The organism is Cognatundibacterium aquatile, assembly GCF_014699135.1.
Lineage (GTDB): Bacteria > Pseudomonadota > Gammaproteobacteria > Burkholderiales > Burkholderiaceae_D > Undibacterium > Undibacterium aquatile.
Window position 1 is genome coordinate 91,285 of sequence record NZ_JACOFT010000001.1, and the last position, 18,578, is coordinate 109,862.

The 18,578-nt window shown below is 50.2% G+C and carries 18 protein-coding genes; 8 read left to right on the forward strand and 10 right to left on the reverse strand.

Annotated features, from left to right (window positions below; all coding sequences use genetic code 11):
- The 6 genes from H8K26_RS00415 to glpK all read right to left on the reverse strand — a co-directional run bounded on the left by H8K26_RS00415 (window position 1) and on the right by glpK (window position 6,812).
- A complete protein-coding gene (locus tag H8K26_RS00415; protein ID WP_190476538.1) occupies window positions 1-471 on the reverse strand; it encodes a GNAT family N-acetyltransferase in 471 nt (156 codons plus the stop codon).
- A gap of 267 nt (window positions 472-738) precedes the next feature.
- Window positions 739-1,266, reverse strand: a complete 528-nt coding sequence (locus H8K26_RS00420) for a DUF2059 domain-containing protein (RefSeq protein ID WP_186895958.1) — start codon at window positions 1,264-1,266, stop codon at window positions 739-741.
- 1,027 nt (window positions 1,267-2,293) lie between these two features.
- A complete protein-coding gene (locus tag H8K26_RS00425) occupies window positions 2,294-3,373 on the reverse strand; it encodes a hypothetical protein (protein WP_190476540.1) in 1,080 nt (359 codons plus the stop codon).
- An 11-nt stretch (window positions 3,374-3,384) separates the two neighbouring features.
- The gene (locus H8K26_RS00430; RefSeq protein ID WP_190476543.1) at window positions 3,385-4,599 is read right to left on the reverse strand and encodes a BtaA family protein; all 1,215 of its coding nucleotides are present in this window, start codon (window positions 4,597-4,599) and stop codon (window positions 3,385-3,387) included.
- Between the two features lie 125 nt (window positions 4,600-4,724).
- Window positions 4,725-5,132, reverse strand: coding sequence for a hypothetical protein (locus tag H8K26_RS00435; RefSeq protein ID WP_190476545.1), 408 nt, complete (start codon window positions 5,130-5,132; stop codon window positions 4,725-4,727).
- A gap of 210 nt (window positions 5,133-5,342) precedes the next feature.
- Window positions 5,343-6,812 (reverse strand): glycerol kinase GlpK, encoded by a 1,470-nt coding sequence (gene glpK / locus H8K26_RS00440; protein WP_190476547.1) that lies wholly within the window; start codon window positions 6,810-6,812, stop codon window positions 5,343-5,345.
- Window positions 6,813-6,924: 112 nt separating this feature from the next.
- Here glpK and H8K26_RS00445 point away from each other — a divergent pair, with 112 nt between their 5' ends.
- Window positions 6,925-7,194, forward strand: coding sequence for a hypothetical protein (locus tag H8K26_RS00445; RefSeq protein WP_190476549.1), 270 nt, complete (start codon window positions 6,925-6,927; stop codon window positions 7,192-7,194).
- Between the two features lie 41 nt (window positions 7,195-7,235).
- Here the strand turns inward: H8K26_RS00445 and H8K26_RS00450 are convergent, their stop codons facing one another.
- The 4 genes from H8K26_RS00450 to H8K26_RS00465 all read right to left on the reverse strand — a co-directional run bounded on the left by H8K26_RS00450 (window position 7,236) and on the right by H8K26_RS00465 (window position 9,859).
- Window positions 7,236-7,676 (reverse strand): FKBP-type peptidyl-prolyl cis-trans isomerase, encoded by a 441-nt coding sequence (locus H8K26_RS00450; RefSeq protein WP_190476551.1) that lies wholly within the window; start codon window positions 7,674-7,676, stop codon window positions 7,236-7,238.
- A gap of 82 nt (window positions 7,677-7,758) precedes the next feature.
- On the reverse strand, window positions 7,759-8,022 hold the full coding sequence (locus H8K26_RS00455) for a hypothetical protein (RefSeq protein WP_186884109.1): 264 nt from the start codon (window positions 8,020-8,022) through the stop codon (window positions 7,759-7,761).
- Window positions 8,022-8,708, reverse strand: a complete 687-nt coding sequence (locus tag H8K26_RS00460) for a substrate-binding periplasmic protein (protein WP_190476553.1) — start codon at window positions 8,706-8,708, stop codon at window positions 8,022-8,024. The genes H8K26_RS00455 and H8K26_RS00460 overlap by 1 nt, the downstream gene beginning before the upstream one ends.
- Before the next feature lie 257 nt (window positions 8,709-8,965).
- The gene (locus tag H8K26_RS00465) at window positions 8,966-9,859 is read right to left on the reverse strand and encodes a LysR family transcriptional regulator (protein WP_190476555.1); all 894 of its coding nucleotides are present in this window, start codon (window positions 9,857-9,859) and stop codon (window positions 8,966-8,968) included.
- Window positions 9,860-10,028: 169 nt separating this feature from the next.
- On the opposite strand from H8K26_RS00465, the gene H8K26_RS00470 reads away from it, so the two are divergent.
- The 7 genes from H8K26_RS00470 to H8K26_RS00500 all read left to right on the forward strand — a co-directional run bounded on the left by H8K26_RS00470 (window position 10,029) and on the right by H8K26_RS00500 (window position 18,572).
- Window positions 10,029-11,525 (forward strand): CoA-acylating methylmalonate-semialdehyde dehydrogenase, encoded by a 1,497-nt coding sequence (locus H8K26_RS00470; RefSeq protein ID WP_186884106.1) that lies wholly within the window; start codon window positions 10,029-10,031, stop codon window positions 11,523-11,525.
- A gap of 188 nt (window positions 11,526-11,713) precedes the next feature.
- Window positions 11,714-12,775 carry an NAD(P)H-dependent flavin oxidoreductase gene (locus H8K26_RS00475; protein WP_190476557.1) on the forward strand — a complete coding sequence of 354 codons (1,062 nt, stop codon included), beginning with the start codon at window positions 11,714-11,716 and terminating at the stop codon, window positions 12,773-12,775.
- An 11-nt stretch (window positions 12,776-12,786) separates the two neighbouring features.
- Window positions 12,787-14,412, forward strand: a complete 1,626-nt coding sequence (locus tag H8K26_RS00480) for a GMC family oxidoreductase (RefSeq protein WP_190476559.1) — start codon at window positions 12,787-12,789, stop codon at window positions 14,410-14,412.
- 294 nt (window positions 14,413-14,706) lie between these two features.
- Window positions 14,707-15,480 (forward strand): ABC transporter ATP-binding protein, encoded by a 774-nt coding sequence (locus tag H8K26_RS00485; RefSeq protein WP_186895968.1) that lies wholly within the window; start codon window positions 14,707-14,709, stop codon window positions 15,478-15,480.
- Window positions 15,477-16,211, forward strand: a complete 735-nt coding sequence (locus H8K26_RS00490; RefSeq protein ID WP_190476561.1) for an ABC transporter ATP-binding protein — start codon at window positions 15,477-15,479, stop codon at window positions 16,209-16,211. Before H8K26_RS00485 ends, H8K26_RS00490 begins: the two co-directional genes overlap by 4 nt.
- Window positions 16,212-16,280: 69 nt before the next feature.
- Window positions 16,281-17,492 (forward strand): ABC transporter substrate-binding protein, encoded by a 1,212-nt coding sequence (locus H8K26_RS00495; protein ID WP_190476563.1) that lies wholly within the window; start codon window positions 16,281-16,283, stop codon window positions 17,490-17,492.
- Between the two features lie 195 nt (window positions 17,493-17,687).
- Entirely contained in the window at window positions 17,688-18,572 is an 885-nt protein-coding gene (locus H8K26_RS00500) for a branched-chain amino acid ABC transporter permease (protein WP_186884100.1), read from the forward strand.
- Window positions 18,573-18,578: the final 6 nt, after the last annotated feature.

Here is an 18,578-nt window from a genome sequence, read left to right on the forward strand (position 1 = left end):
TCAGGACAAGCGATAGCGTCCACGTACCAGAAATTGTCCAAATCCCTGGCTAAGCCAGAATGCAGATGCCTGCGCGTCTTCGCTGAGCCAGTTGACTTCGATACTGCCAAGTTTCTGCGTCTCTGCATACGCTCTGGCAGCGGCAATCAGTTTTGCGCCAAGTCCGCGCCGCCGCTGTTGCGGGTGCACATCCAGATCCAACAGATATAAATACGGAATTTGCTTAAATTCAGCTTCGGGGGTGGCGATTTTTGCCGTCAGATAGGCCAGTAAGCTTGCTGTGGCAGCATCAAAGATCCCCCAGCCTATACAGGCCTCGGAGGCCAGATCGGCCGCGAGCGTCGCCGCATAGGCTTGCTGAGATACTTGCGGTAAATAAGCGGCTTCTGTTTTTCCACTTTCTGCTGCTCCCGTCAGCCAGAGGCCTGCAATATGTGTCGCGTCGGCAGCATCGAGAGATCGTAAATACATAAATTGTCAGCGAAATAAGCGTATTCCAACGGCCAGAACCAGCTTTCAGCGATAAAAAATACTGGGGGGAGTATATTTTAAAACCCAGTGTTGACGCTGAGATTAGAGCCGAAATTAATGATACTCCCCCGAAATGCATTAAAAACTGGAACAAATCAGGTTTTTTTTTCTGATGAAGATTTTTTTGGCATCAGCAGAAAAATGAGTTAACAAAAAAAAAATTAACGACATTTAATGAAAATTTAAATAATTTTAAATAAAGATAAATCATTTTAATGCTTTTTTCTTCTTATCGATATTCGCAAATTCTTCGTTTAATTCTTTTTGAGCCTGTTTCACTTTTTCAGCCATAGGCTTTAATTTTGCCTGCATTTGCGCCATGGTTTGCTGCATGATTGCCGGAATTTTTTGCACATAGGCTTTGCCAGCAGGCGATTTATAAAATGCTGTAATGCCATCGACGTCTTCCTGCGTCAGCGAGCTGGCATAGATGCTGATCAGCATCGGTTCCATTTTTTCCCAGGAAAGTTCTTCTTTTTGAATCGCAATCATCTTTTCGCGGAATTTATCCAGCGCTTTTTGCTTTTCTTCATCGATTTTCGTACTGCTGGCAGCGTCACGCATGATGCCGGCGGTCATATTGTCAATTTGCGATTGAACCGATTGCAGTAATTCTTTGCTCTGCGTTGCCTGCAATAACTCTTTGATGGACGCATCGGTCGGTGCAGCAGCGTGAGCTGTTGCCACAAAAAGACTGAGTGTCAGGCTAAGCGACAAGGTATGCCAAAGTTTCATGAATATCCCCGGAAGAAAAAGACGAAGAACCCGCCGTAATGCGGTGCTGGATTTCTAAGTAACGGATTCTAAAGGAAATTTTTGCTTGTGGGGATTTCGCTTTTTTTGCCTGTGGATACCTTTAAAGATAATAACTTTGTATATAAATAGTAGTAGTTGTTAACGCCATTCATTTGCTGTGGATAAGTCAGTAAACGTCCACAGAATCAATTATTTAAGCAATTGATAAGGCGGTGCAAAAAGTCTGTATATCCACAGGACAAAATTTGGATAGAAAAGTATCTGATCCGCATTTACTTGTTTACGCACAATGTATGCAGTGGATATCAGTGAGCTTATCCACAAAAATATTTTCAAAAAACGTGGCTTTTCTGTCTTTTTGCGGCTGTTTTGATAAAAAAGTGGTCAGCAATAATCTTGTTTTCCACTGGCATACGGTTTTTGTGGGTAAAAGAACTGGCTTTTCAACATGCTGTTATTCATTTTTTTCGACGTTAAAAAAAAATCAACCGTTCTTTCTACATGGATTGCTGATCTATTTTTTAAATTGAGTTGAAACAGGATCAGATTTAAAAAATTTTAAATTTAAATCTGTTTGTGGTTTGCGATGAGCTGAAACTTTGAAAAATATTCAAAACCGGTTTACTTATATAACTTAGTTTATATATACATAGTAGTGATAGTTAACGGCGCGATATTTTGTGGATAAGTCCTTATTTATTCACATAAACAAAGACTTAGTGACTGTATATCTGTTCTGATAAGCCTTGTATCGTTTGATGATAGTTTTGGGATAAATAAAAACCTGGGGAAAAGTTTGACGGTTTTCCCCAAACGATACTGTGGATATGCAAAGCCTTATCCACAGGGTTTTAACTCTGATTCTGCGTTGATTTTTGCACTTGTTGCGGTTTTATAGGCTCAGCGTTGAGCTTGAATGCTTGCAAGTGTTGTCTTTATTTTTATTCCGGTATTCAGTAAAACGGTGATGTCGTGCTGTTGATTGATGAAGATTGATGCCGATTGATTATGAAGGACGATAAACACATTGCTGAAACAGCGCAGAGAACCACCGGTTGGCGATTTTCTGAGTAGTTGGCAAGTGTTGATCGTAAATGGCGGTATATTCAATCGCACTATGACTGCGGTCGGGAGCGATTTTCTGCTCAGTACCGCAGTGCAGGCGCAATTGTTTTTGCTGTGCTTCCCGGATGAATAAGTCATGTAGCAGGTGTTCTGGTTTTACTGACACAGGTAAGTTGTGATCCCACGCCATCAATGGGGCGGTGAGCCAGTCGCTGTCTGTTTGTGTATAAGTTCCCAGGATGCCGACCCAGTGTCCTTGCCAGCGCAGGCCAGTCAGTTCAACAAAGCCGGTTTCCAGACATAATTCAAAAAAAGCCAGACTGAAATCTGTCTGCAGATGGTTTGTTTGCCTGACGTTAGATCGCTTATGCAGTTGATATAGCGCATGTAATTCATGCAGATCGCTATTGCTGAGCTGATCCTGATGGACAATCTCGACATCAGTGTCAGGCCAGAAACCAGTTTGCTGGGTTTGCTGCGGATCCGACAAGAAGACAGTACGTGTCGCTACCATTTTCCAACCCAGATTACGCAGATGTTGCATCAGTTGCGGACAGACTTCAGAGCTGAGATGTTGCATCATCAGCGGACGTTGCGGATGTGCTGTCTGCAATCGTTCTGTCATTAGCTGGATATCGTCTGCACCCCAGGCCGGATAAAGGCTGGTCGGCAGCAGATAGTTGGCGACCAGGGCAGCCTGATCCAGCTTACCGGTGTGCATGAGCGCCGATAACGGCCCGTACACCAGACAAGACAGGGTATCAGCTATGCGTGCGGTGGCTGACGTCGATTGCTTCAGACGTTGACGATGGGCTCGCAGTAAAGCCGAACGAGGGCTGGAGGCGGCGCATTCTTGCCAATTGCTGTGTTCAAGCAAGCTGATGGGATGGCTGTGGCCACCAAATTCTATGGTCTGGATCTGGCAATGGGCATTACTGACCCAATGATTGCCGCCGCGCGAACGTGCGGTCAGCAACCAGAGGGCATCAGCCACCAGACGCGGTGGGATGGAAGTATTCAAATCAGGAAAAGTCAGGTTTTTTGATAGAGATGCATGCCGCCGTAAATGGCCGAACGGTCAATCGCGTGTAAAGCACGGTTATGTTCCGTATCGGTATGCCATGTGGATAACAATGTGCTTGGTAATGCCGGTTCCAATGGCGACGACTGACCAGCTGTACGGAACACGACTCTGGCACCGGGGGCAGCAGTGCGGTTGACTTCTTCCCACAGGCTGGTGAGTTGTGATTGATCCATCCAATCTTGTGCATCGAGGAAAACATAGGCATTCATAGAAGCGCGTGGCTGGGTACGCAGGAAATCGGTCATCGTCAGATGATGCGCATGCAGGCGGTCGATATTGCGGCGCAGGCTGAAGAAATGCGCTTGTTGCAGATACATGGGCAAAGCGGCCTGACGCCGTATGTCATAGCGCCGGCCAAATGCCTGTTGCGCGAAACAATTCTGATCCAGTGGAAAATCGCAGGATAAATGCCGCATTCTTTCTTTGAATAAGACATGTAATCCTTCATCGGCATCTTTTTTCAACGCCGCGAACTGCGACAGTGGTACACCAATGCTATACAGCGCCAGCGGCTGTTGGGCGAGCAGTTTGAACAAGCCTGTATCAAATACCGGGGCAATGTAATGGTCGAATATATCGCGTTGTTCCTGCACGCTGCGGGCTTCGAGCATCTTGCTCATGTCGCCGCCCATCAATCTGACAAAACCGTGGGCGAAGCTGATGAAGCGGCCAAGCAAACCGTGTTGATAGGCCTGATTGGTAAAGTAGTGATAGCGAGGTTTGCCTGTGATCGTGCGGCTTTCCCAGAAGCTACTCGCATCTTCGGATAAATGCTGGCGGATATGACGTTTATACCGTTTCAGATTATCGGCATGATTCGCGTCACCGAGATATGCCAGCACGGCATCATAATCGGGCAGATGTTTGATCGCGGTCTGTTTGATGTTGAGCATCGCCAGATGCGCGGCGTTCAGATCAACCGCGTGCACAGCTGCCGGTTCGGCAGATAAATACGCCAGCGCGTTACAACCGCCGGAAGAAATCGTGACGATGTTGGCACCGGGACGTAATTGCAGCGCATGCAGATCGGCTTGCGGGTCTTCCCAGATCTGCGCATGAACGAGGCGGCTGAACCAGTGCGCGAACAGTTTGTCAGCGATGCCTTTACGACCCTGGGTCGTCGAGTTAAACACCGCGCTGGCGATCAGTGCTTTGCTGGACATATTGTTCTCCGATTATCGTTATTGATAATGGAGACTGTAGGCCGGGCAGGTGACAGGCTGGTGACAAACAGATGAAGTTTTGGTGAAAAACGAACAGCGGTAGCAGTGTTTCGCCAACGGCGGGCTCAGTTTTCTTTGCTATGCCGGATAGATAAGCGACGGCGACGGGCAACGATGAACAGATACAACTGATACGCGAAATAGAGCGAGGCTAAGACGGGCATCGATGCGACCAGAAAAAACAAACCACCCGATAGTGGCACCGGGCCAGACCAGACTTGTGCAGCAGTGATAGGGGCGGATTCTTTTTTCTTTTCCGGTTCTGGCATTTTCGGTGTGTCGATGACGACGCCGGTCGTTTGTTTTGGTAAATCTTCCGGCGCGACGACGAACACCGATTGCGAGACGGATGGGGCGACTGATTGTGACGTTGGTGACGTTGGTGCAGGTGGCGCTGATGGCGTGGTATCAGCAGCAAAGACTGTGACGCTGAATAATTGCATTGCCAGAACCAGAGTGCACTTGAGTTTCATGAGTGGAGAGCAGTAAAAAATACAGAAAAATATAAAACGCTGAGCATCAAATGCCGCGTCAATCACAGGTGAAGCTTCGCTGTGTTTCGCAAAACGAAGGCAGTTCCGGTTCGTTCATCGTCATTGCCGATCACGAACCAGCCTGCATTTTATCCATAAACCGTGTTCATGGTGACCTTATCGCTGGCTGACTGCCTTGTGCGTTAATGTTCAGCGCACCCGGTTTACCGCCGTTTCCCATTCAGCCATCAGCGCTTGTGCCTGCGCGCGGCTCATGGTCGGGATAAATTGTCTGTCCATTCTCCAGGTTGCCGCGCATTCATCCTGATTCGCAAAAATACCGACACCGAGCCCGGCCAGATAAGCCGCGCCCAGAGCCGTGGTTTCCGTTACTTTTGGCCGGATGACGGGAATGCCGAGTAAATTTGCCTGAAATTGCAGCAACAGATTGTTGGCTGCAGCGCCACCGTCGACGCGCAATTCAGTGATCGGGGAGACCGCATCCTTCACCATCGCCAGCAATACGGCGGTACTTTGAAACGCAATGGATTCAAGTGCTGCCCGGGCAATATGGGCAACCGTGCTGCCACGGCTCAGACCGACAATCGCGGCTTTGGCGTCGGCCACCCAATAAGGTGCACCAAGTCCGGTGAACGAGGGTACAAAGACCACGCCGCCGGAATCCGGCACGCTGCTGGCGAGTTGTTCGACGTCGGTGGAATGTTGTATCGCCTGCAGCCCATCGCGTAGCCATTGCACAACGGCTCCCCCAATAAATACGCTGCCTTCAAGCGCATATTGGCTGGTGACGCCCGTCTGACAAGCACTCGTGCTGATTAAACCATTGTGCGATGTCGCAACTTGCGCGCCGGTGTGCATCAGCATGAAACAACCAGTGCCATAGGTATTCTTTGCCATACCGGGTGTAAAACACGCCTGCCCGAACAGCGCGGCTTGCTGATCACCGGCAATACCTGCGATGGGGATGGCGCTGCCGAGCAAACTGCAAGTGCCAAAAACATGGCTGGATGGCGACACTTCGGGTAACACCGCAGCCGGAATATCAAACAGATCAAGTAATTCCTGATCCCATTGTCCCTGATGAATATTCAGCAGCATAGTGCGCGAGGCATTCGTGATATCGGTCACATGCAGCTTGCCTTCGCTGAGTTGCCACGCCAGCCAGGTATCTATCGTGCCGAATGCCAGTTCGCCGCGTGCCGCCCGCTGGCGTGCGCCGGGAATGTGATCGAGCAGCCATTTGAGTTTGCTTGCCGAAAAATACGGATCGAGTATCAGCCCGGTTTTTGCCTGAATTTTTTCAGCATAACCCTGTGCGCGCAGTTCTTCGCAATACGCGGCGGTGCGGCGGTCTTGCCAGACAATTGCATTGTACAAAGGCTGGCCGGTTTTTTTATCCCATAACACCGTGGTTTCGCGCTGATTCGTGATGCCGATGGCGGCGATGTCATTCGCCTGCAAACGTGCATTGCGCATGGCTTGCTGGCAGGTGACAAACTGACTTTGCCAGATTTCATTGGCATCATGTTCGACCCAACCCGGCTGCGGAAATATCTGACGGAATTCTTGCTGTGCCGAGGCAACTATCTGACCCTGTTCATCAAAAATAATACTGCGTGAACTGGAAGTTCCCTGATCAAGTGCGAGCAAATAAGCCATTGATGATCCTGCCGTAAGGAAATTGAAAAAAGATGTAAAACTTTGGCTGAGACAGAACCATTATGTTATTTTGCTAATAATATAAAAAACAAAAGGTCAGATTGTGGCGGGAATGATCAGCTTTTCATTATCTTTATTGGTGATGCTGTTATTTGCGGTGGCGACTTTGCGTCGGTCGCGTTTGCTAATGAATTTTTCTTTCGCCGCGATGGTATTGTCCGGCCTGGTTAACTGGTACCAGTTTGTTTTCCCTCAGGGTTTAGAACCCTTGTTTTTTATCGGTACGCTGGCCACCGTGCTGGTGGTTTCTTGTTTTTTTTATGCGGTGTATACATTCGATCCACCGCAGTCGGAACCCCGACAAACCAGCGACCGGGAATAAACTCGTTCAGCCAGGATAAGCGCCAGCATAGCTGGCTTTTTTTACCTTATTCCGACTAATTCCACATCAAAAATCAGGGTCGCATTCGGTGGTATGACGCCACCTGCACCGCGTGCACCGTACGCCAGTTCTGGCGGAATAATCAAGGTACGTTTGCCGCCGACTTTCATGCCGACAACTCCCTGATCCCAGCCTTTAATGACCTTGCCGGCACCGACTGTAAAACTGAACGGTGGTCTGCCGGAAGAACTGTCAAACTGGGTTCCATGTTCTTTCGCAGCGAGAGGATCATGCAGCCAGCCGGTGTAATGTACCAGGGCATTATTTCCTGCTGCAATTTCTTGTCCGGTCCCGGTTTTAACGTCGATTTTTTGCAAGCTGCTACCGACTGTTGTGGTATCACTTTGCATCTGTGCAGTGGCAATATTGCCGGTTAAAAGAACAGACAAACCGAATGCAGCAACAAGCAGACGAGATTTCATCACTAAAACATCCTTTTTGAGTAAGCCATGACTGCAACCGAGAAAACCAACCGGCTCTCGATATGCGCGCCACGGCGATTAATTATTTTTTTGAATTCTGTAATTTCTGTTCAAACGCCAGATCGAGCTTGCTGACTTTTTTCGGCGCCTGTTTTTCGAGAGAATTGACGTAGGCGACGAAGGCATCGATTTCCAGCGGCTCATGTAATACGTCTGGCGTGTTGGTGCCGTTGGAGCGCGTCAGAAAAAAACGACCATCGGCCATGCTGACCATAGAATAGGCGGTGCCGTTGCTACGGTCTTTCAGTCTTTGCACTGCATTACTTGCTTTCGTCGAGCGTGCCATCAGCGGATTCCATATTTACGCATCAGTTTTTCCATCGTGCCGTCGTTATCTAATTCGCGATTGATTTTGTTAAAGAGATCAATGCGTTGTTTATCCATGCGGATATTACACAACATATTGAGTTCGATGTTTTTGTAGCGGGCAGCACGCACGATGTCATTGGCAAAACCCAGTTGTTGGGCCAACGACATGCCATGCAATTCAGAAACCACCCAGTAATCGATGCGTTTGTTGACGAGTAAACGCGGGTTGTCATCGTCTTCGCTGGCGAAAGCGATGCGATAACCTTGTTCTGTCAGCTGTATGCCGGTCGCTGCATTTTTGTAGGAACCGATAGAGTAAGGTTTGGCATCTTCAAATTTTTTTAATACGCGGCTATCGTTTTTCCGTCCGTACAGAACCCAGTTATCATTGGTGAGCGGGCCTACCCATTTGAATAAATTTTCTCGTTCAGGCGTGCGGCGAAAGGCGAACAGGCAAGTGTTATCGTCGTTCAGCGTGGAGTGCAGCCCGCGTGCGAGTGAGGTGCTGTTGATATCCGGGGTTTCACCTGCCCGCTTCATGATTTCTATAATTTTGTCGGTGACGAAACCACGGATTTCTCCCGTTTTCGGTTCGGTATATGAGAACGGTGCGTATTCCTGTATCAGTAAATGCAGGCTCTCAGCCAGTGTAATCGAGGGCATAGAGGTAAGACCGGCGGAGAGAATAATAAGAGTCTGGGCTTTCAAAGCATTTACTTTCAGTGCGGCTTACAGGAACTACCGGCATCGAGATTTATTTTTATTTTCGGTAGTCCGGATTGTATACGTCTGCGGCAAAAAATTGATGTTGAGAATGACAATAAAAGCTGCAAATACAACGTGAATTTGATCTGGGGAAAAGCGAGGGCGACAGCAAATTTTTTTACTTGTTTCTGTTGTTGTCGGTTCTGTTGAAAAAGCTAAATTAATAATTGCCAGCACTGTTTGATCAGTTCAAAACTGGCGGCGATCATCGCTTCGTTTTTCCGTTTTTCCTGACAAATAATACAAAGTTGCGTTTCAACGCTGACGGCGTCGGCGATGACTAAACCATGTGCGTGCGCTTCCCGTATCGCAATCGCATCGCGGATCAGGCTCAGGCCAACACCCGATTTCACCAGATCCAGCATCGACGGTTCTTGGTCCACAAGCGCGACTTTATTCGGCGTCAGATTGAGTTCGGCAAAGATTTTCGTCAATAGTCGGTTGTGGGCCGATTCGGGCGGTGTCCATATCAATGGCAATTGCGCGAGACTTTGCCAGCCCTGACCGAGTACACGCTTATTCCAACCGCTGGGCGCGACCACGCGATAAGTAAAATTAGTCAGCACCACACTGTAAACCGCCGTTTTACCGTCGTCGGGGGCTTCGCCAATATAAAAGCCGACATCCAGACTGCCAGCGCGGATTTGCTGTAACACGGAACCAGACATCCCCTGTTGCAGTCGTGTGGATAACTGTGGATAAGTTTCTACCAGCCGTTTCAGAAATGCACCGAGGCGGGTGAACTCAGGGTCGAGTATCGTTCCTATCGCCAGTTCACCACTCAGCGTGGAGTGTAAAGAATTCGATGCCTGACGAAATTCAACGAGACAACTTAAGACCCGTTCTGCATAAGGAAGCAATTTCGCGCCATCGTTGGTCAGCGTCATGCCGCTGGCACTGCGGCTGAACAGTTGTAAATTCAGGCTTTCCTGTAATGCTTTGATTTGCAGGCTGACGGCGGGTTGAGTGACATGCAGACGCTCGGCGGCGCGGGTCAGATTACCTTCTCTGGCGACGGTCACAAAAGCGCGTAATTGAGTGAAATCCATGTTGTCTCCATCAGCGTGGGATATAAACTGGTGTTGATAACACTGGCACGCAGAATTTTTTGAATATTATAAGCATGTCTTATATTGCTATTGAAAATAATTAATTGGATTTGCTATGAGTAGTCCATTAATCTGCTATCGAACTTCCATTTCTGACTAAGGGTTTCTTATGACATCGTTGATACAGCATTTTATGAATGGCCAGGTAGTAAGCTCGGCCAGTGGCCGTCAGCAGGACGTGTTTAATCCGGCGACCGGCGCGGTTGTGGCGCAAGTGGTGCTGGCGAATCTGGACGAAGTGAATGCGGTGGTGGCTGCGGCGAAAGCGGCAGCGCCAGCGTGGGCGGAGACCGCGCCACTCAAGCGTGCACGCATTATGTTCAAGTTCAAAGAACTGCTGGATCAGCATCATAAAGAAATCGCCGCGCTGATCACGCGTGAACATGGCAAGGTCTTGTCGGATGCGATGGGCGAAGTCACCCGCGGTATTGAAATCGTTGAATTCGCCTGCGGTATGCCGCAACTGTTGAAAACCCAGTTTTCTGACAACATCGGCGGTGGCATCGACAATTACAACCTGCGTCAGCCGCTCGGTGTGACTGCCGGTATTACGCCGTTTAATTTCCCTTTCATGGTACCGATGTGGATGGCTCCGCTGGCGATTGCGACCGGTAACACATTTATTCTGAAACCTTCTGAGCGCGATCCTTCCTGCGCATTGCTGATTGCTGATTTGTTGAAAAAAGCGGGCTTACCAGATGGCGTGTTCGGCGTATTGCAAGGCGATAAAGTCGCGGTGGATGGCTTGCTGCAGCATCCGGATGTGTCCGCTGTTTCATTCGTTGGTTCGACGCCGATTGCCGAATATATTTACAGCGAAGGCACACGCCTGGGCAAACGCGTACAGGCGCTCGGCGGTGCTAAAAATCATCTGGTTGTGATGCCGGATGCGAATCTGGATCAGGCCGTCGACGCCTTGATGGGCGCGGCATACGGCTCTGCAGGTGAACGTTGCATGGCAATTTCTGTGGCGGTGGCGGTCGGTGATGTGGCCGATAAACTGGTCGCCGCACTGGTGCCCCGCGTAAAAACGCTGATCATTAAAAATGGCATGGAAGCCGATGCCGAAATGGGGCCGGTCGTAACAGCGGTGCACAAGGCAAAAATCGAAGGCTATATTGCCGATGGTGTGGCTGAAGGCGCGCAATTGCTGGTTGATGGACGTGGCTTTTCTGTGCCTGGTCATGAAGGCGGTTTCTTCCTCGGCGGCACACTGTTTGATCACGTCAAAGAAGGCATGAAAATTCATCGCGAAGAGATTTTTGGGCCGGTATTGTGCATCATCCGCGTGCCGGATTTTGCGTCGGCCGTTGAGCTGATTAACCGCCATGAATTCGGCAATGGTGTGTCCTTGTTCACGTCCGATGGCAACACGGCACGCGAATTTTCACGCCGTATTCAGGTCGGGATGGTCGGTATCAATGTACCTATTCCTGTGCCTATGGCATGGCATTCTTTTGGTGGCTGGAAACGTTCTTTGTTCGGCGATCAGCATGCGTATGGCGAAGAAGGCATACGCTTCTATACCCGTTACAAATCCGTGATGCAGCGCTGGCCAGACAGCATAGGCAAAGGTGCTGAATTCACGATGCCGGTAGCGAAGTAATTTCCTCTGCTCCCGGTGCGTTGATGTTGTAAAGACTTGCCGGGAGCCGCCCGAATAACCCTCCGCACCCAGATTGCCTCTGCGGGATGGGGGAGTATCTTTCAGTTTGCATCTGATGTCCTTATAAATAAAGGGGTTAACGGGTGCAGTAACTCATACTCCTCCCCAGTATGTGAAAGAACCACATTATGTTGACGATCAACACCTTATGCCAGTACCCGATTATCCAGGCGCCGATGGCAGGCGGCGCGACGACGCCGGAACTGGTGGCGGCAGTATCGGAAGCCGGTGCGCTGGGCTCTCTCGCAGCGCCTTTGCTGACGCCGCTGGCGATCATTGAGCAAGCCGAACATATTCGTCGCCTGACGGATAAACCCTTTGCCATCAATCTGTTTGTACAGACGCGCCCGCAAGTCGATTTTGCCCAGATAGAGGCGGCTAAATTATTGCTGCAACCGGTGTGCGCCGAATTAGGCTGGACGACCTTGCCGACACCAACCCGCTGGTGCGAGGATTTTGAAGCGCAATTAGATGCCTTGATCACCGCACGTCCGGCAGTCGCCAGTTTTACCTTCGATGTTTTGCATGGCAGCCAGGTACAACGTCTGCATGAGGCCGGAATACTGGTGATCGGTACCGCGACGAATCTGGCGGAAGCCATTGTCTGGCAAGCGATAGGTGCCGACGCAATTTGCCTGCAGGGCACTGAGGCTGGCGGACATCGCGGCACTTTCATCGGGGCGCAGCAGGACGCAACGCTGAGCACCGCAGAATTGCTGGCCGTTTGCCGCCCGCAGATACAGATTCCGCTGATCGTTGCGGGTGGCATCATGGACGGTGCGGATATCGCTGCTGCTCTTGCTGCCGGCGCGCAATGGGTACAGATGGGAACGGCATTCCTGACCACGAAAGAGTCTGGAATTCATCCCGCTTACAAACAGCGTTTACTGGCAGCGACCAGCGACACCAGTGCTACCACGCGTCAGACCCGCGCGTTTTCCGGCCGTTTTGCGCGTGGTCTGGATAACCGTTTCATGCAACTAATGGAATCCGTGGCAGATCAGGTGCCAGCGTACCCTGTGCAAAACGCCCTGACCGGAGCGATACGCTCGGCAGCGGCAAAAGAAAGCAAAACCGAATTCATGTCAATGTGGTGTGGGCAGGGTGTTGCCCGCGCGCGTGATGTTCATGCTGCAGATCTGGTCGCTACGCTGGTGCAGGAAATGCAGACAGCGACTCGTAAAAGCTAAGGAAAAAATACATGGAATCAGCAGGACAGTTTGATTACATCGTGATCGGTGCCGGTACTGCCGGCTGTGTATTGGCGAATCGTTTGTCGAAGAACCCGGACAAGCGCGTGTTACTGCTCGAAGCCGGTGGTAAAGACGATTATGTGTGGATACATATTCCGGTTGGCTATCTGTATTGCATTAATAATCCACGCACGGACTGGATGCTGCGTACCGAAGCCGAACCGGGTCTGAATGGGCGCAGCCTGATCTATCCGCGTGGCAAAGTGCTGGGTGGCTGTTCATCGATCAACGGCATGATTTATATGCGTGGTCAGCAGCGTGATTACGATGAATGGGCGGCGCTGACCGGGGACGATAGCTGGCGCTGGGATCAGGTGTTGCCACTGTTTAAAAAGAGCGAAGATCATTACAGCGGCGATGCGGAATTTCATGGTCAGGGTGGTGAATGGCGCGTAGAAAAGCAGCGCTTGTCGTGGGAAATTCTGGATGCATTTCGCGATGCGGCAGCAGAAGTCGGCATCCCAAAAACCGACGACTTTAATCGCGGCAATAACGAAGGCTGCGGCTATTTTGATGTGAACCAGAAACGCGGCATCCGCTGGAATGCATCGAAAGCCTTTCTGAAGCCTGCCGCAACACGCGGCAACCTGACGATCATGACTGGCTGCCAGGTCCGGCGTCTGCGCATTGTTGACGATGAACACGGCAAACGTTGTACCGGTGTCGAATTTATTGGCGGCGGTCGTGAGTGGTTTGCCGATGCCGTTCAGGAAACGGTGCTGGCCGCAGGCGCGATAGGATCACCCGCGATTTTGCAGTATTCCGGTATCGGCGACGGCAGCCAATTGCAGCAAGCCGGTGTGTCTGTTGTCCACGATTTGGCAGGAGTTGGTGGTAATTTGCAGGATCATTTGCAGATCCGTTCTGCCTTCAAAATAACGGGTGCGAAAACACTGAACAAGATGGCTAACAGTCTGCTGGGCAAGGCGCGTATCGGTCTCGAATATGCGTTATTCCAGAGTGGTCCAATGTCGATGGCACCGTCGCAACTGGGCGCTTTTACCCGCTCTGACGCGTCGCAGGCAACACCGAATCTGCAATACCATGTGCAACCTTTGTCGCTGGAAAAATTCGGTGATCCTTTGCATGATTTTCCGGCGTTTACCGCGAGTGTCTGTAACCTGCGCCCAACGTCGCGCGGCTATGTGCGGATCACCGGTGCTGACCCTTTAGCGGCACCAAAAATCGTGCCGAATTATCTGAGTACAAATGAAGACCGTAAGATTGCCGCAGACTCGCTGACGCTGACACGCAAGATCGTTGCGGCGCCTGCGTTGAAAAAATATCAGCCGGAGGAAATGAAACCCGGTGCGCAATTTCGTACGGAAGAAGAATTAGCGAAAGCGGCTGGTGATATCGGCACGACAATTTTTCATCCGGTCGGTACTTGCAAGATGGGGCGGCGTGATGATACCAGTGCAGTTGTCGACAGCGATTTACGCGTCATAGGGATCGCCGGGCTGCGGGTGGCAGATGCTTCTGTGATGCCGACAATCACTTCAGGTAATACCAATTCACCGACTGTCATGATCGCTGAAAAAGCGGCGCGGTCTATTTTGTCCGGAGAACGATAAACGAACTTTATTTTTATGTCAGCTTGCGTGAAACTACGTACAGTAGTTATACCGTATTGTTGAAAAATCCGTTTGATAGGTACTATCAAAAATTCAAAGAAACGCCAGTACTGTATTTGTCGGAAGTCGCATGGCATAACGCTTCAATGCGTTGAGCTGCGGCAACATCAGAGATGGTGACAGGTGCTTTTTGAATAAAAAATAATAAATACTTACTGCACGAACAGTAAGTTTGTCATGTTAAAAAAACTGGATCCCCAAAGAGGGCCTGAAGCAAGACAATAAGGAGACGCGATGACCAATGTCATCCTCGAGACTAAGCGCTTGACCAAAGAGTTCAAGGGCTTCACTGCCGTAAGCGAAGTGAATTTGCAGGTGCAGCGTGGGCATATCCACGCGCTGATCGGGCCGAATGGTGCCGGTAAAACCACCTGTTTTAATTTGCTGACCAAATTCCTGGTACCGACATCCGGTGAAATTCTGTTTAACGGGCGTGATATCACGTCTGCGAAACCGGCACAGATTTCACGCCAGGGCATCATCCGCTCATTTCAGATTTCTGCTGTTTTCCCGCACATGACCGTGCTGGAAAATGTACGCATAGGTTTGCAACGCAGCCTCGGCACGTCGTTTCATTTCTGGAAAAGCGCGAATAGCCTCAGTAACCTGAATGATCGTGCGATGCAGTTGCTGGCTGAAGTCGATCTGACTGAATTTGCCGATACCATGACCGTGGATCTGCCGTATGGCCGCAAACGCGCTCTGGAAATTGCGACGACGCTGGCGATGGAGCCGGAGATGATGTTGCTTGACGAGCCAACGCAAGGAATGGGGCATGAAGACGTACATCGTGTGACTGAACTGATCAAAAAAGTATCGGCAGGGCGCACCATTCTGATGGTCGAGCACAATATGAGTGTCGTGTCCGGCATCTGCGACAAAATTTCTGTGTTGCAGCGTGGCGCCATGCTGGCCGAGGGCACTTATGCTGAAGTATCGAAAAATCCTAAAGTCATGGAAGCCTACATGGGAAGCACCAGCGGCGAATTGGAAGGAGCGCACGCATGAGTGTTTCAACGAATCAAGCCGAAACAAACCCAGCGCTGGAGATTTCGCATCTGCAAGCTTGGTATGGTGAGTCGCATATTTTGCATGATGTGAACCTGGTAGTGAATCAGGGTGAGGTTGTGACTTTGCTTGGTCGGAATGGTGCAGGCCGCACGACAACGATGCGCGCGATCATGGGGCTGACAGGCGCCCGCAAAGGCTCGATCAAAATCAACGGTGTCGAAGCGATTCATTTACCGACGCATAAAGTCGCTCATCTTGGCGTCGGTTATTGCCCGGAAGAACGCGGGATATTTTCTTCCTTATCCACAGAAGAAAATCTGATGTTGCCACCGCTGGTTTCGCGTGATGCGCAAGGCATGTCGGTGGAAGAAATTTACGATATGTTTCCGAATCTCGCAGAGCGCAAAAACAGTCAGGGTACGCGTCTGTCCGGTGGTGAACAACAGATGCTGGCGGTGGCGCGCATTCTGCGTACCGGGGCGCGTTTGCTATTGCTGGACGAAATTTCCGAAGGTCTGGCACCGGTGATTGTGCAGGCTTTGGCACGCATGATTACCACCCTGAAAGCGAAGGGTTACACCATCGTGATGGTGGAACAGAATTTCCGTTTCGCAGCCCCATTGGCGGACCGGTTTTATGTGATGGAACATGGACAGATTGTCGAGACTTTTGCAGCCTCGCAATTGCAGGAAAAAATGCCTGTGTTGAATGAGTTGTTGGGCGTGTAAATTGATGGTGGTGGTTCCTGCAGCCATAGCAATGGCGCGGGCGTTTATAAAAACGATAGGAGAAGACAAATGAACACAAAATTTAAAATTGCCAGTCTGGCTGTCAGTGCTGCACTCGCGGCTTTCGCAGGGACGGCCAGCGCTCAGGTATCGGGCGATGTCGTCAAGATTGGTTTCGTCACAGATATTTCCGGCTTGTATTCTGATATCGACGGTAACGGCGGTGCGGAAGCGATCAGAATGGCGATCGCTGATTTCGGCGGCACTGTGCTCGGTAAAAAGATTGTGCTGGTAACGGCCGATCATCAGAATAAAGCGGATATTGCGGCAAGCCGCGCACGTGAGTGGTTTGACCGCGATGGTGTGGATATGCTGATCGGCGGTACTAATTCCGGCACTTCTTTATCGATGTCGAAAGTGGCAGCAGAAAAGAAAAAAGTGTTCATCTCTATCGGTGCCGGTACTGCACGATTGACCAACGAAGAATGCACACCAAACACAATTCACTATGCTTACGATACCGTCGCGCTGGCGAAAGGCACAGGCTCTGCGGTTGTTAAACAGGGTGGTAAAAGCTGGTATTTCCTGACTGCCGATTATGCATTTGGCGCATCGTTGGAAAGTGATACTTCCAGTGTTGTGAAAGCCGCTGGTGGCAGTGTTTCCGGATCGGTCAAACATCCATTATCCGCGTCTGATTTCTCTTCATTCCTGTTGCAGGCACAAGCATCGAAAGCCCAGATTCTGGGACTGGCTAACGCCGGTGGCGATACGATCAATGCGATTAAAGCAGCGAATGAATTCGGTGTTACCAAAACCATGAAGCTCGCTGGTCTGCTGATGTTTATTAATGATATTCACTCTCTGGGACTGAACCTGACGAGTGGCATGTATCTGACGGACAGCTGGTACTGGAATCAGAATGATGAAGCACGTAAATGGTCGCGTCGTTATTTTGAAAAAATGAAAAAGATGCCATCGAGTTTGCAAGCGGCTGATTATTCCGCAACCTTGCAATATCTGAACGCAGTCAAGGCCGCTGGTTCCGACGACACCGATAAAGTGATGGCGAAACTGAAGGCCGCCAAGATCAACGATATCTATGCGAAAAATGGCTACATCCGTGCTGACGGCAGCATGATTCACGATATGTATCTGATGCAGGTGAAGTCGCCAGCCGAATCAAAAGAGCCTTGGGATTACTACAAAGTGGCGCAGACTATTCCAGGTGAACAGGCCTTCACGACGAAAGCCGAATCCAAGTGCGCTCTGTGGAAATAAAGTACTGGTTTCCCTACTCCTGTCCTTGGAGCAGGGAAGTTCATTCTGCTTGTATTGACTCATAAATTGATACATAAATTGATACGTAAGCCGGATGTACGTTGGCGCTGCCTGGCAATGATTTAGCGACGTTGAAGTACATCCTTTTCCTGACATCTGCCCGCCGGTTTTGCGGGTTATTTTCTAAAGAGTGCCATGGAAATATTTGGTATTCCGCTTCAGGCGATGCTGAGCCAGCTGTTGCTGGGCTTGGTCAATGGCTCGTTTTACGCGATGCTGTCTCTCGGACTGGCAGTCATTTTTGGCTTGCTGAATGTGATTAATTTTGCGCATGGTGCGCTGTACATGATGGGCGCATTTCTGGCCTGGATGGGCATGAATTATTTTGGCATCAATTATTGGGTGATGCTGATTCTGGCTCCGGTGTTGGTCGGCTTATTTGGCATCATCATAGAAAAGACGATGCTGCGCTGGCTGTATAAGCTCGATCATCTGTACGGATTGTTGCTGACCTTTGGTATCACGCTGATGCTGGAAGGAGTCTTCCGTTCGGTCTATGGCGTTTCCGGGCAACCCTACTCAGTACCGGATGCATTGATGGGGGCGACGAATCTTGGCTTCATGATCCTGCCTAACTATCGCGCATGGGTGGTGATTGCTTCGCTGACTGTCTGTTTTGCAACCTGGTTTGTGATTGAGAAAACGAAGCTTGGCGCTTATTTGCGCGCCGGTACGGAAAATCCGAAACTGGTCGAAGCTTTCGGCGTGAATGTGCCGTTGATGGTGACGCTGACTTACGGCTTCGGTGTCGCGCTCGCTGCGTTTGCCGGCGTGCTGGCAGCGCCGGTGATTCAGGTCTCGCCGCTGATGGGTTCGAATCTGATCATTACCGTTTTTGCGGTTGTGGTGATTGGTGGCATGGGCTCGATTCTCGGTTCCATACTGACGGGTCTCGCGCTCGGAATTATCGAAGGTCTGACACGCGTTTTCTATCCTGAGTTATCGGCGACCGTTGTCTTCATCGTGATGGCGATCGTGCTGATGATTCGTCCCGCTGGCCTGTTCGGTAAAGAAAAATAATCGGAG

Bases quoted from the DNA above. Each gene is read 5' to 3' on its own strand.
- H8K26_RS00415 (WP_190476538.1), bottom strand. From the start codon at position 471: ATGTATTTACGATCTCTCGATGCTGCCGACGCGACACATATTGCAGGC.
- H8K26_RS00420 (WP_186895958.1), bottom strand. From the start codon at position 1,266: ATGAAACTTTGGCATACCTTGTCGCTTAGCCTGACACTCAGTCTTTTT.
- H8K26_RS00430 (WP_190476543.1), bottom strand. From the start codon at position 4,599: ATGTCCAGCAAAGCACTGATCGCCAGCGCGGTGTTTAACTCGACGACC.
- H8K26_RS00435 (WP_190476545.1), bottom strand. From the start codon at position 5,132: ATGAAACTCAAGTGCACTCTGGTTCTGGCAATGCAATTATTCAGCGTC.
- glpK (WP_190476547.1), bottom strand. From the start codon at position 6,812: ATGGCTTATTTGCTCGCACTTGATCAGGGAACTTCCAGTTCACGCAGT.
- H8K26_RS00445 (WP_190476549.1), top strand. From the start codon at position 6,925: ATGATCAGCTTTTCATTATCTTTATTGGTGATGCTGTTATTTGCGGTG.
- H8K26_RS00450 (WP_190476551.1), bottom strand. From the start codon at position 7,676: ATGAAATCTCGTCTGCTTGTTGCTGCATTCGGTTTGTCTGTTCTTTTA.
- H8K26_RS00455 (WP_186884109.1), bottom strand. From the start codon at position 8,022: ATGGCACGCTCGACGAAAGCAAGTAATGCAGTGCAAAGACTGAAAGAC.
- H8K26_RS00460 (WP_190476553.1), bottom strand. From the start codon at position 8,708: ATGCCCTCGATTACACTGGCTGAGAGCCTGCATTTACTGATACAGGAA.
- H8K26_RS00465 (WP_190476555.1), bottom strand. From the start codon at position 9,859: ATGGATTTCACTCAATTACGCGCTTTTGTGACCGTCGCCAGAGAAGGT.
- H8K26_RS00470 (WP_186884106.1), top strand. From the start codon at position 10,029: ATGACATCGTTGATACAGCATTTTATGAATGGCCAGGTAGTAAGCTCG.
- H8K26_RS00475 (WP_190476557.1), top strand. From the start codon at position 11,714: ATGTTGACGATCAACACCTTATGCCAGTACCCGATTATCCAGGCGCCG.
- H8K26_RS00480 (WP_190476559.1), top strand. From the start codon at position 12,787: ATGGAATCAGCAGGACAGTTTGATTACATCGTGATCGGTGCCGGTACT.
- H8K26_RS00485 (WP_186895968.1), top strand. From the start codon at position 14,707: ATGACCAATGTCATCCTCGAGACTAAGCGCTTGACCAAAGAGTTCAAG.
- H8K26_RS00490 (WP_190476561.1), top strand. From the start codon at position 15,477: ATGAGTGTTTCAACGAATCAAGCCGAAACAAACCCAGCGCTGGAGATT.
- H8K26_RS00495 (WP_190476563.1), top strand. From the start codon at position 16,281: ATGAACACAAAATTTAAAATTGCCAGTCTGGCTGTCAGTGCTGCACTC.
- H8K26_RS00500 (WP_186884100.1), top strand. From the start codon at position 17,688: ATGGAAATATTTGGTATTCCGCTTCAGGCGATGCTGAGCCAGCTGTTG.